We start from the raw sequence: 12660 nt of genomic DNA, 5'->3' as shown, positions 1-12660 counted from the left end.
TTTCTCAATGTCAACAACTTTTTTCATCTTTTTTCAAGTCATTTCGTCAGCTCTTATGAACTGATTTCGTATCATAATCGGGAGATTATATAACGAATAAATCTCAAAATCTGATGCTTTATAGATGTTTCTGACACCGTCTCACGCGACAGCTTTTATAAGATACCACCATCATTTTACAATGTCAAGCATATTTTTTCTTTTTTCTATTTTTGTGTTTTTCCTATTATGTATTTCCTTATTCTCTTCTTATTTTCTTTTTATTTCTTTCTTTTATCTTCCTCGTTATAATCAGATTTTAAGATACTATACCTGTTAGTTTCTCCGTTTCCTTTATACTCAGCTTATATTGTATCTATACTCTTTGCTTATACCAGCTCAAGTCTTTCAATTATAAAACCTTCATTCTCCATGTGATATACGGTTCCGCAATATGGGCAGTTTCTCTGACGGACAGAATCAAAGCTTGCTCCACAATTCCTGCAATACACAGATGTAATGGAGAATCCAGGAGGTTCCATGTAAGCAACATTTCTCCGAAGTGTAACGTCTATACAGTCTCCGCACCTGTTGACGCGTCCATTCTTCTCACTGTAATTTATCCACCATGTTCTGAGTGTCATGCACAGATGACTTCCCTCCATATGTATATCCTGCACTGTCATAGCCTGCATATATGTCATTTCTATAATATCCCGAAAATATGGATTTAATGTTCCACCACAATATGATGCCAGATTCTCCGGGTGGTCTGACATAATCGCCATACGGATAAGAGATATGATCTGTCCCTCAAACTTCTCAAATGAAAAATACGGATCATATGGTGCAAATGCACTTTTGACCTTTCCTTTTGTTGTCACATAGGACCAGAACGGTATTCTCTTTCGTCCATCCCTGTTGAACTGTTTTGTCATAAATATAATAATAGAAATTATATATCCAAATATTCCGCCCATAATAAGTGCTACAAAAAATGACATTAACAAAGCCTGCGGTATTGGAGTTTCCCGGTCGAGAAAAGAAGGTATAAAACATGCAAGGAAGAAAACCAGCATGGTTATCCCTGTGGCCTTTCCCATCTTCTTCTGATTCTTTGTAGAAGCATTCTCCCGAATAAAAAATATATTTGTTACACGGGGAAACAGATCACTGATACGAAAAACCGTACGACAATAAGGGCAGCCTTCCGTGAGAGCTGCCACAGGGCTGACTGCACCGCAGTTTGGACAAGTCATGGACATACGTGTAAGTTCCTGCTCATTTGGAGTATGGACAACTGTCTCGTACATCGTATCTTCGGTTACACGCTCATATATTATGCCGGTTGAATTCTGGAATTGCAGATGTCTGTCAACACCCTCATACATGAGATCAACTGTGTACCAGGATGTCTTTCGAGGCACTCTTGTAGTTCCCATCGTTTCTCTCTTCACAGGTGATGTATGCTGTATCATACGAATGCCTTTCCGTGTCATTCTATCCTTCTGAAGGCGAAGAATATATGATGTGTCTCCATCACAACTGCGTGGACGCATGTCAGAATCATACCAATGATTTAATTCTATGGCGAAATCATCAAAAATACTTCTGTGTTTCTCCCATGTTGGAGTATATTTCTTAAATGCTGTCACCTGTTTTCCATAACAGATCAAAGAAATTATAGCGGCTATGATCAAAGCCGCTCCAATACACAGAAAAACAAGAGCCGGCGTCTTATCTATATCCTCAACTGTATAGACTGAGGCTCCGAGAAGTCCCAATGCCAACAACACTATCCCCCTCACGAGCAATTTTGTATCTGGCGCTGGCACCTCCAATTTACGTTTTTTATTTGAAAGATTTGATATATCTGAAAATATTGACATTTTCTTTTCCCCATAAATCCCATTAAACTTTTATTGTTATTGTATCTTTGAAACTATGCCATTTTCCGTAAGTGTCTGCAGACATTCCGACGCACTGTCATCGTGCATCATCTGCCACACCTGTTCCATTCCTGGTGCAAGCGGTTTTAGCAGGAACTCTTCTCCCGATATCCAGTACACTTTGCCCTCTTCTGAAGATATAAGTTTCCCCTGATACTCATCCGTCTTGTACAGAAATCCGACATTTCTCACAGCTCCGGTCATCCAGTGATATATTCCGGTGAGCTTTGGATTGCTTATGGTCAGCCCGGTCTCCTCATATATCTCTCGTATCACCGATTCTGTGAATGTCTCTCCAGGTTCCACATGTCCACCAGGGAATGTCGTTCCAGAATAGCTTTTCCCTACTTTATCGAGTGCCAGTACACGCCCAGCGTGATCATATACCATGCACATATTCATAAATATTACCTTCTCTATTTCCGCCATTTTCTCCATCCTGTTGTTTCTATACATTCTGTATGTATTCTCCGGTCTATGGATTTATATCGCACTCTATATACTATATATCATAATGTGCGAGTACGATAACACGTTACTATCACAACGAGCTTAATTATCTTATGCTCTTTTTCAGAATGTCATATTTGTTATCTACATCATTTTGTATATTCTCCGAGCGCAGCCTTCAGATACTCATACCTCAGTCTTTTCTCTTCCTTTGCAAAATGTACCTCCCGCTGCTGCTCTGGATTATCCTCGTAATTCAAGACTTCATCGCCGAACTGCTCGCTTGTGAGATCAAAAGCGCAGTCACCTATCACATTGTAACAATGATAGTTTCCACCCGGTCTCTTTATACCGTACACCTTTCCGCCAAATATATCCTGTGCCAGAAAAGCAGTGATGGAACACTGCCCCAGCGTCATGTTATCCTTTGTCCATCTGTCCCTCATCCTCGGCGCACAGGTGTCTGCACACCAGATATGACTCAGCGCATCGTATAGATCTGTTGGGGTATTTATCCCCGGATATTCATCTGTGATGGCCGGTGCATCTGCATTCTTCCAGCCCCAGAAATTGTATGTCTTTTTTCCGTTGTCCATCCATCTCACCTTCGATACTACATTATTCCATCATACTTCTACATTCGATACTTCTTTTGTCCAGCTGCCTCCATTACATCAACATCCTTACATCAACTTTCTTGCTTCATTATATCACTCACACTGTAAATTCTCAGTATTTAATATACGGTATTATTCCACAGTATTTTCTAGCACTCCAATATTTTCTATCTTACATCTTACCACATCGCCGCCCTTAAGGTACAGTGGTTATCATATATCCGTCAAGGCTCTTGTCGAAACAAAAAGACACCCGGATATAAATATCCATTCGCATTCAACCGCGAATCATATTTATACCCGGATGGTCTCTATATTTCATATGATATTGTCACTTGCGTTATCTACTACAGTCCTACTGAAGCTTTCCGTACTCCTCATCCGTCACAGGCTCGCACCATTCATTTGATGTCTCCTCACCTGGAACCTCGATTGCAAGATGGCTGAACCAGCTGTCAGGAGCTGCGCCGTGCCAGTGCTTTACCTCAGCAGGAATGTTGATGCAGTCGCCTGGATTCATCTCAACTGCAGGCTTGCCCTCCTCCTGATAGTATCCGCGTCCACCGACACATACAAGGATCTGTCCGCCACCGCTCTTTGCGTGATGGATATGCCAGTTGTTACTGCATAAAACTGGACTACCCCTCCGCAATCCCTTATAGTTACGGGCTTTAACGGCATACACGTCTGTGTTTTGTGCGACCCTTTCATGACGAGCAGTTTCTGCCAGGTTATTTCTCTGCTTCGTCCTCATTCCAAACCTCTTTTGCAAGATTAAAGACTGCCCAGCCTTTTGGCCAGCCTGCATAGAATGCTACGTGAGTGATGATTGCTGCGATCTCTTTCTGTGTTACCCCATGATCCTTTGCATTCTGTAAATGGAATTTCAAAGAGGAATCTGTGATTCCCTGTGCCATCAGTGCTACAACTGTGATGATACTTCTTGTTTTTAAATCAATATCTTCGTTATTCCAGTTCTCTCCGAAAAGAATGTCATCGTTAAAATGTGCAAAATCTGGTGCAAATGTTCCCAGAGCATTTCTTCCTGCTATCTGTGTGATCTTTGCCATGATATCAAACCTCCATCTTTCTTATTTATGGTAATTTGTCATACTCTTCTTCCGGTAAAAACTCAAGCCATTCATTGGAAGCTCCCTCTGCTGGAACTTCAACAGCCAGATGCTGGAACCAGCTGTCTTTCGCTGCCCCGTGCCAGTGTTTTACTTCTGGTGAAATATTTACTACATCTCCAGCTTTCAATTCACGAGCTGGTTTTCCTTCTTCCTGGTACCATCCTCTTCCACCAGTAACCAGAAGGATCTGTCCACCTTTATGATGGATGTGGTATGCATTGATTGTTCCCGGAGCGAAAGTAACCAGACCAACTGGTACTCTCTCTGTTGTAAGCATATTCAAATAGCATTCACCTGTAAAATACTTTGCGAATGCTACGTTTTCTTCACCGATTGGAAATACGTTACCTCCACCTAAGTCTTTTTTCATCTGTTCGATATCCATAAAAAATTCCTCCTTGCTCTTTTTATTTTATGGTACAACCTGAAGTAAGCTCTAGGTCAATAGATTTTGCAACTTTTTACATAAAGTTCATAATTTTTCTGTGACAGTTTGCATTTCAGGTACACTCTATTTCTTATCGGTATCATCATACTCCCATATTGCTTTCTATGTCCAATACCCATTATTATGGGTTGCTTAATGCCTTTTAAGCATAATCTGTTTCTATATCACAATGCAAAACAGATCTGCTGTATTCTGGCAGACCTACTTTGCATTATGATATAGCTTAAATCTGTTTGATAAGATTCAACTCTTTCTTGGATAGTGCTTTTTTTAACTTCTGGTTTTCCTTTATTAGATTCTCATTTTCGCTTTTCAGTTTCTGTAGCTGTTGCCGGAGCAGATTCATTTCCGCTTCCATCGCCTGACTGATAATGTTTCTCCTTGGATCCACCATACCAGCCTGCTGTTCCATTGCTGCATCAATCTCACCTCTTACAATCGGATTCTTGTAAAAGAATCCTCTAGATAAACCAGTCTTTTGCATCAGTGCTGGTACGGACACCTTTTCTCTCTCCAACACCATTGTCCGTATTGTCAGGACTGCCCGTTCCACTTTTTCTTCGCTCTTTCTTTTATTCAATTCCAGCATCTTGTCGTATTTGCTCATATTCTTCTCCCCATCCGTCCAGATTTGCTAAGATAATCTGTGACATAAGATTTCTTACTTCCCTTGTCTCATCTGCCAGTCTCTGATTGCTCATTTTCCGGTAGTACTGGACGCTTTTCACTCCTTTATGACCCAGGAGCTTTGCTATGGTCCAATCATCCACATGGAGTTCTGTCAGCTTTACCCCATAACAGTGCCGGAACATATGCGTTCCAAATCCGAATAATTTCCCGCTGTCATCTCGGATATCTTTTTCATAGATCATTCGAAGCACTTTATCCTGCAAGGTTTGGTAACTGATTGGTCTCTCCGGTTTGTTCTCGTCCGCAAAGATATAAATGCTTTCAGGATAATGCTCATTTGCATAACTGACTGCCTTTCCAATCAGCTGTGCCAGCTCCCGGCTGATCGGTTTTTCATATCTTCTTGTTTTCGGCTGGTATATGATAATCATATCCTGACGGTCATGTTTATAAAGGCAGTCTTTCCGCAAGGTCAGCGTGTCGGAAATTCTGGTTCCAAGCATCTGGTGGATGATCATTGCCCTTGCTATCTGCTCTTCCATTTTTACAATCTGGGCATTCAGTCTTTTCAGCTCACTGTCCGAATAAGATTTGAATTCTGCTTTCCGTTCTGGCGGAAAATCAGATTTTAAAAACAGTTTTGTAAGATGTGGAAAATCATAAATTTTTCCGATTGTTTCCAGCACATTTCGAAGCTTTAGCAGGTCATCCCGGATGCCATTCCCTCCGTTTGATTCTACCTTGATGTTGATTAAAAATTGTTCTATGATCTCCCGGTCAATCTCTTCGCAGGTGCTGATCTTGGAATGCTTTTCATCCAAATACTTTGAAAATTTATTCATGGCGGACAGTTCACGTTTTATACTGCCAAGGGCTTCGGTTTTCAGATGATGGTAAATTGCTTTTTTTACTTCTTCCCGAATATCTGGTTGCCGGATTCCTCTGAAATTTAGTGTCTTATGGTTGACAATCGGATTTGTCCGCAGGATAAGCGGAAGCCTTTCCAGATGCCAGATATCCTTTGCCAGCTCATTGGTTTCTGATCGGTCCAGTGTAAATTCCAGAAGGCTTTCAAAATACCGGATCAGGGCAGCTTTTTCCACCGATTCAGTCTGAATGTTCGTCACTTTATGCTTCGTCAAAGCCCTACCGTTTTGTATCATCCACATTTTCAACTGCTTTATCCAGAAGTCTTTTTCTCTGTCAAGCAGGCTGTTTTCCTGATGGGATGACTTCTGAAAAAATTCACATAAGCTGTTAAAATAATGCCTTTCCCTTTTTATGGTCAGGATGGATACCTGCGTTCCACGGTAGTAAATGTATTCGACAAATTCTGTCTGAAGCTGGTTTTCCGGCAGTTTATCCAGATCAAAATATTGTTCCTTATTCAGCTTTTCCTTTTGCTCATCGGTAGCCAGCTTATAACATTCCAGTTGTTGGAATTTCAGTTTATTATCCATGCTTCTCTCCTTTCTGCATACAGGCAAGCAGGCTGTTTTCCTCTTCCTCAAAGTATGCGTCATTTTCTTTAGCAATTTTTCTTGGCATATAATCTATATACTGCATGGTCATTTCCTCAAACGTATGTCCCAGATAGTCCCGGATGCTTTGGATTGATACGCCATGCTCATAAAAATTGGTTGCTACGGTATGTCGGTAATCATGAGACTTAAAAATATATTCTCCATTCTGTATGCCTATCTGGGAGCAGTATTTTTTCATCTGCCCCATGAAGGTGCTTTTGGAAAATGCTCCACCTTTCCGATTCCGAAAAATGTATGCTTCTTTTTTGGTAGGGTGCTTTTTCAGATAAACCTGCATCAGACGATACAATGTTACCGGAATGGGAACCCTTTTATAATTTTTCATTTTCACCTGGTAGACCTTCATCCAGCAGTCACCATTCTGGATATAATACGCATCCCCTTTTAAGGTGCAGACCTCACTGATCCGGAGTCCCACACACCAGAGATGTAAAAACATCATTCTCAGGTGTTCAGGAAACTGTGAGAGGTTTTGGATAATTTCCATATACACATCCTCTTCCACACTTCTGTCATGGTGGACTGGGATCTGTTTTTCCAAGTAATACGATGCATAAAACGGAACCTTTTTTATATACCCCTTTACTTCCAGAAATTTCATAAAAAACTGTATTCCCGAAACATTGGTATTAAATGTCTTTGCTCCCATAGCACCATTCTGCAAATTCTTTAAATATACATCAATCAGGCTGGCATCACACTTGGTAACTTCCAGTTCGCTGATCTCCTGCAAAAAATTTCGAATGGTTCGGAATCTTTCGTACACCGTGCTGAGCGCCAGTTCTCCGATTCCAATTTCGTACTTCATATATTCCTGAAGCAGCAATCGATTCTTGGGCTGTAGAACTTCCTGAAATGATATTTTTTCTATACTGTCACTCTGGTTTATTCTTTCTTTGGCAATACGAAACCGCTCTAAATACCAGATGGTAGCATCCCATCTTGTTTCATCAGTTTCTATAAAAATCACTTTACGGGCAGTTTCCACAATGCTCTTCAGTCGTTTTCGCCGTTGCTCTTTCTCGACTTTCTGCTTCAGGTAGTCCTGAAATGCTGTTTCCTGTTCCAGCTCCAGAAGCTGGATATCTGTAATCTGCTCCCGGATGCAAAATTCGTAAAAAAGCTGTAGCCCGGTCAGTTTATATTCCCTCAGTCTGGAAATTTCATAATTCTTCAGAATATATTCCAGCACGGTAAAAATCTGACGTTTCAGTTTCTCACTGGCTGCCGCTTTAAAATTCCAGACCATGTTGCTCCGACACCGTACCGTTTCCACACTCTTTACGATTACAGGATCTGAGTGGTATGGAACAAAAAGTATTTCATTTTTATATTTCCATTCACATTCCCTCTGTCCAGCCGGAGTTTTCATCCGTTCCCGGATGTACGCCTGCCGTATCCGGTCGAACGTTCCGGTATATCGGTAAATGTAATTTCGCTTTATCAGCGGTGTTATGTATAATTCAAATTTCATTCGCAGTTCATAATCTATTTCCGAAAGATGTTCTACCATCTCATCTGCCAGAAACAGCAGAATCTGTTCTGTAATGGAACTTCCTGCTTCCTCTTTTGCAAACTCCCGGATTTCTTTTCGTAGCTGCTCAATCCGCCTGCTCCGTTCTTGTTCTGCCTCTATAAAAGACTGTAAAAACGCAGGCATAAAAACCACCTCCTATAGCAATTCCTCAATCCCATACAGGGAGGAGTGTTTCTCGTAGAATTCCTGGCTGGCATCCAGCAGTTCATCATCCACAATGTCCAGATAATTGATGGTTGTCTGGATGTGGCGGTGTCCATAGGCCAGCTGTATCAGTTCCAGCGACCATCCTGCTTTTCTCCGCTCATTTCCAAAGTAATGCCGGAGCATATGAGGCGTGATCTTAATCCCTGTTTTCTTATCCATTCTTTTTAGCATGGAGTATACTGCTTCCACGTTCATTGGTTTTCCGATATTATCCCCGGAAATATTCACAAACAGGCTTGTCTGGTGCTGAAGTAGTTTTCGGTACTCTGCGATATACAGATTTAAAAAGCCGAAGGTATCTTTGCTGATCTTCGCACTTCGGTATTCTGCATTCTTTGCTCTCGCTCCATTTTCATTGTCCTCACGGAAATATACCCGGATTATGTGGTTCTGATAATCAATGTCCTTACTGTAATCAATTCCTAAGATCTCACCGATTCGGTAGCCTGTCTCTGCCAGAAGCAGCATGAGAAGCCGATCTCTTATATTGGTACACGCTTTCAAGATTTCCACAATTTCATCTTTCTTTGCTGCTCTCGCCTTATGCTCTTCCTCTTTTAAATAGCCTTTGAAACTCTTTGATCGTATGCTTTTCTTTACGCCTACTGCATCCACGGCTACAAAATAATTATAGGACAGGACTTTCAGCTCCCCGAACTGCTGGTACTCTTCTTCTATAAAAAGATAGAACCTGAACACATCTCTTAAGTATGCGTTGCAGGTTCCATTGTTTGGAGATCTGTGATTTTTATCTCTGGTATGCTTCCCGGCTTTCAGCCAGTATAAAAATTCCACAAAGTGATTTGTCTGTTCAACATAAGGCATTTGATATACGTCTGTCAATTCCTTTTTCTTTTCATGGATGTATTCCAGATAGTACAGGATTGCAAGTGCGGAGCGCCGCACCGTATTCGGTGAACATTTACTCCGTATCTTGTGCATCAGATATTTGGTTGGAAGCAGGACGATATCCAGTGTTTCCACATCTCTGATAAAGAAATAAACGGTGGAACCCTCTCTTTCTTTTTCCAGTTCATATCGTCTCATTCCTGCTCACTTCCTTTCCTCTAACGCTATACACAGTATACCCAACTCATGCCGATAAAGCTATCACAAATACCACCAATTCGGTCAAAACCGCTCCTGAAATACCACTAAACTTTTTGTCTTATTTTCTGTCCAGATCTGGGCAGAACCAACAACACCACGGATGTTATCAGCTGTAGTAACGCTCCACTTTCCGGCTTCGGATAAAGTCCTCTACTTCATCGATTTTTTCTGCCATCTGGCACTTTGGCAGGGCGTCCAGAACATCTCCCCGGTACTTTCCTTTCTTTGCCGCTCGGTGGTCTAAAATGGACACTACACAGGTGTCCTGCTCCGTCCGGATCGCCCGTCCGAATCCCTGGCGCAGTTTCTTCTGCATATCTGGAACAACAACATTTTGAATGTAGGATTCCAGTGATCGGTATTGTTCCCTTTGTGCTTCATGGATGGGGTCCGGTACAGCAAACGGCAATTTTACAATGATCAGGGACGATACCATATCCCCCGGAAAATCCACACCTTCCCAACAGGAGCCGGCTGCAAACAGAACGGCATTTTCCATCTTCTTAAACCGTGCGATTTCTTCCTGTGAGTTTCTCCATACCTGCACCATCGGGAACGGGATCTGATCCCGCAGGAGCTGCTGCACATTTCCCATCAGGGTATAAGATGTAAACAGTACCAGTGTATGCCCAAAAGTAGAACACACCAGATCACGGATCTGGCCTGCAAGTTGCTCGACCTCTTCCCGGCTTCCCTTGAGCGTCGCTTTTAAATTCTCAGGAATATAGAGCAGACAGTTCTCTCTGTAACAAAATGGGGATTCTGCTACACACTCCCGGACTCTGCTTTTCTTTTCCAGCCCGGTCATCTGTCTGGTCCTTACAAACCCATTTCCGGCTTTTAAAGTTCCACTGGTGAGAATCGAGGGAAATCCCCTGTCCCATAAGGAATCATGGAGAAACCTTGGAATCTCTCTGCTAACAGCCATAAACACAGGATCTCCCCTGCCGTCTGGCTGAAGAAATAAAACGTATCTGGTATCCTTCTTCAGAAACCAGCCGAACAGCTCTTCCATCTCTTCCAGCCGCCGGAAGATCCAGTAAGGGACATTTCCAGCAAGTCTTTTAAGCATAAGACTGAGATTCCCCCTTACCTGCTCCAGAGAAGATCGGCACTTTGCCGGAAAATAGAAATTTTCTTTTCCAGCTATGTCATCTCCCATCCCGGCCTGATCCTTACGGATTTCCATTGAAAGTGTATTAAACCAATCCTGTAGTCTCTTACCTTCCGAACTTTTATGCTCCCTGTTTAAGAAATACGAGATTTCCTGCACATCCTCTCTTCCAATACTTCTCCCATCCATCTGGCTGGCAGCTTCTGGGAGCTTATGTGCTTCATCTACTACCAATGCTCTGTAATCCGCCAGCAGAGGCCGGTATTCATTCATCCGGTGCATGGCGTCTGCCAGAAGATAATTGTGATTGCATATCTGTATAAAAACTTCCTCTTTTTTGGAAACATCCAAATATTTCTGATAACGGCATCCTGCTTTCCCCGGACACTCCCTGGGGCAGAATTTCGGTACGCACACCAGCCTGCGGTCAAAACCGCTCAGGTTATGTACGGAATCTAAATCAAAGTTATGCCGGAGGGACTTCAATGCCTCCATCTGTGCCTGATTTTTATTCTTATCCCGGACTGCCTCCAGTCTTTGGGCCAGCCTGTAATCGCATACAAAATGTTCCTTTCCCTTGCGGACAACTGCCTTTAATTCTCCCTGAAGCAGATCTGCTTTTAACAGTACATCCGATAAAAAAGGAACATATTCCTCTATGATAGCTTTCTGTAAGGCAATGCTGGAAGTGGATACCACCACAGGCCGCCTGTCACATCCCGAATAACCGGAATGCAGTACACTATATTTCCGCATCAGGATGCAGGCAGTCAGATAGGCATAGGTTTTTCCAATGCCCACTCCTGCATCACAGAGCGTGATCTCATTTTTCATAAGGGCATCCAGCATTTCATGGCAGAGACGGATCTGTTCTTCTCTTACGTGAAGCCCGACTTCCGGTAGAAGTTCCCGAAAGATTCTTTCCACTTCGCCATGCGCCCTTTTTTGATATTCATTTTTATAACACATTACTTCTCCTTGCCGGGAAGCTTATCTTACCGTACCCTTACGGACGGATCTGACTGCTTCCGGTGCTTTTGCTCCCTGCTCCTGCATTTTCTTTATGGCAGCATTTCCCCGTGCCATCATCCTTCGGATATCCGTCCGGGAAACATTCCATGTCCTTACCTTCTGTGGAGCATTCCTTACCTGCTCGGACAAATGCCTTTCACAGAGTTTCGGATAAACCACCATGGCTTCTGGCAATTCCAACGGATACTCGATCATGGGATGGTACACAATATCCCGGATCACCTGCTCATAGCTTTCCATCTGCATTCTGGCTGTACTATCCTGGTAAATATTTTTTCCTTTCATGGCACTGTAGACCTGCGATGAGATATATCCCAATGATTCAAAACTACAGTATCCATAAGGAGTTACACCGGAAAGGGAATCCGGATCTTTTAAGGCATTCAGATATACATCTTTTCCCTGGGCGATCAACCACATCCGAAAATCGGAAAAGCTGTCATCACTGCACCCTGTTTCCATCAGAATACCTGCCGCTGTCCATAAGCCATACTTATAAGCTGCATCCCGGTAACTGTAAACCAGATTATGGAATTGCAGAACATCCTCCGGTGTCATATAGAAAAGCTGTTGCTTGATCCACACCGCCGAAGCATCCAGATCGGTGCCGCACACTTCCTTTGCTTTTTCAATCAGATTCCAGAACTGATCCTTGCTCATCCCACTTCTTTTTGTTTCTTCCATCTTTCTCTCCCCTTGATGTGACGTTAATACCACAAGAATACGGCTGTAGTCTCCCACAGCCGCATGGTATCTGATATCAACGACACACTTCTTCATTGATTTCTTTTTTATCTTGCTGTTCCGCATTTGACCTCGCACCCCCGGAACTATCCCTGTATTTCTTCTGGGAAAGGGGACACTACAGGCGGGCGGCTGGCCTGCCGCCGCTCACAGATGTCCTGGGGGT

Annotated in this window: 10 protein-coding genes and 2 pseudogenes; all 12 read right to left on the bottom strand. The window is 42.7% G+C overall.

All coding sequences use genetic code 11. The annotated features are described in order from the left end of the window. Positions 1-368 precede the first annotated feature (368 nt). The 12 genes and pseudogenes from GT575_RS14660 to GT575_RS14605 all read right to left on the bottom strand — a co-directional run bounded on the left by GT575_RS14660 (position 369) and on the right by GT575_RS14605 (position 12560). On the bottom strand, positions 369-1769 hold the full coding sequence (locus tag GT575_RS14660) for a zinc ribbon domain-containing protein (protein WP_161172292.1): 1401 nt from the start codon (positions 1767-1769) through the stop codon (positions 369-371). Positions 1770-1904: 135 nt separating this feature from the next. Beyond that, positions 1905-2357 carry an 8-oxo-dGTP diphosphatase gene (locus tag GT575_RS14655; protein ID WP_161172291.1) on the bottom strand — a complete coding sequence of 151 codons (453 nt, stop codon included), beginning with the start codon at positions 2355-2357 and terminating at the stop codon, positions 1905-1907. Positions 2358-2527: 170 nt separating this feature from the next. After that, entirely contained in the window at positions 2528-2974 is a 447-nt protein-coding gene (locus tag GT575_RS14650) for a YunG family protein (RefSeq protein WP_015533406.1), read from the bottom strand. Between the two features lie 376 nt (positions 2975-3350). Further along, positions 3351-3623 (bottom strand): annotated as a pseudogene (locus tag GT575_RS14645) (cupin domain-containing protein); the annotation flags it as partial. A gap of 127 nt (positions 3624-3750) precedes the next feature. Then, positions 3751-4065 (bottom strand): annotated as a pseudogene (locus GT575_RS14640) (carboxymuconolactone decarboxylase family protein); the annotation flags it as partial. 25 nt (positions 4066-4090) lie between these two features. Then, entirely contained in the window at positions 4091-4513 is a 423-nt protein-coding gene (locus tag GT575_RS14635; protein ID WP_015533404.1) for a cupin domain-containing protein, read from the bottom strand. Between the two features lie 286 nt (positions 4514-4799). Then, complete coding sequence (locus GT575_RS14630) at positions 4800-5183, bottom strand: DUF6262 family protein (RefSeq protein WP_015533403.1); 384 nt, start codon at positions 5181-5183, stop codon at positions 4800-4802. Further along, positions 5149-6666 carry a tyrosine-type recombinase/integrase gene (locus GT575_RS14625; RefSeq protein ID WP_015533402.1) on the bottom strand — a complete coding sequence of 506 codons (1518 nt, stop codon included), beginning with the start codon at positions 6664-6666 and terminating at the stop codon, positions 5149-5151. Before GT575_RS14625 ends, GT575_RS14630 begins: the two co-directional genes overlap by 35 nt. Next, the gene (locus tag GT575_RS14620) at positions 6659-8410 is read right to left on the bottom strand and encodes a tyrosine-type recombinase/integrase (RefSeq protein WP_055153009.1); all 1752 of its coding nucleotides are present in this window, start codon (positions 8408-8410) and stop codon (positions 6659-6661) included. The genes GT575_RS14625 and GT575_RS14620 overlap by 8 nt, the downstream gene beginning before the upstream one ends. 12 nt (positions 8411-8422) lie before the next feature. After that, entirely contained in the window at positions 8423-9541 is a 1119-nt protein-coding gene (locus GT575_RS14615; RefSeq protein WP_015533399.1) for a tyrosine-type recombinase/integrase, read from the bottom strand. Positions 9542-9710: 169 nt separating this feature from the next. Then, positions 9711-11687, bottom strand: coding sequence for an ATP-dependent DNA helicase (locus GT575_RS14610; RefSeq protein ID WP_055057433.1), 1977 nt, complete (start codon positions 11685-11687; stop codon positions 9711-9713). Between the two features lie 21 nt (positions 11688-11708). After that, positions 11709-12560: a DUF4240 domain-containing protein gene (locus tag GT575_RS14605; RefSeq protein WP_015533397.1), complete on the bottom strand. Its 852-nt coding sequence runs from the start codon at positions 12558-12560 to the stop codon at positions 11709-11711. Positions 12561-12660: the final 100 nt, after the last annotated feature.

Origin of the sequence: Coprococcus sp. BIOML-A2 (assembly GCF_009875795.1) — a bacterium.
GTDB lineage: Bacteria > Bacillota > Clostridia > Lachnospirales > Lachnospiraceae > Coprococcus > Coprococcus aceti.
This window is presented reverse-complemented; position numbering and strand designations above follow the sequence as displayed.

What these genes read in the sequence shown, in the direction of transcription:
- GT575_RS14610 (WP_055057433.1), bottom strand. Translation starts at nt 11,687, where the DNA reads ATGTGTTATAAAAATGAATATCAAAAAAGGGCGCATGGCGAAGTGGAA.
- GT575_RS14650 (WP_015533406.1), bottom strand. Translation starts at nt 2,974, where the DNA reads ATGGACAACGGAAAAAAGACATACAATTTCTGGGGCTGGAAGAATGCA.
- GT575_RS14620 (WP_055153009.1), bottom strand. Translation starts at nt 8,410, where the DNA reads ATGCCTGCGTTTTTACAGTCTTTTATAGAGGCAGAACAAGAACGGAGC.
- GT575_RS14615 (WP_015533399.1), bottom strand. Translation starts at nt 9,541, where the DNA reads ATGAGACGATATGAACTGGAAAAAGAAAGAGAGGGTTCCACCGTTTAT.
- GT575_RS14655 (WP_161172291.1), bottom strand. Translation starts at nt 2,357, where the DNA reads ATGGCGGAAATAGAGAAGGTAATATTTATGAATATGTGCATGGTATAT.
- GT575_RS14605 (WP_015533397.1), bottom strand. Translation starts at nt 12,560, where the DNA reads ATGCGGAACAGCAAGATAAAAAAGAAATCAATGAAGAAGTGTGTCGTT.
- GT575_RS14635 (WP_015533404.1), bottom strand. Translation starts at nt 4,513, where the DNA reads ATGGATATCGAACAGATGAAAAAAGACTTAGGTGGAGGTAACGTATTT.
- GT575_RS14625 (WP_015533402.1), bottom strand. Translation starts at nt 6,666, where the DNA reads ATGGATAATAAACTGAAATTCCAACAACTGGAATGTTATAAGCTGGCT.
- GT575_RS14630 (WP_015533403.1), bottom strand. Translation starts at nt 5,183, where the DNA reads ATGAGCAAATACGACAAGATGCTGGAATTGAATAAAAGAAAGAGCGAA.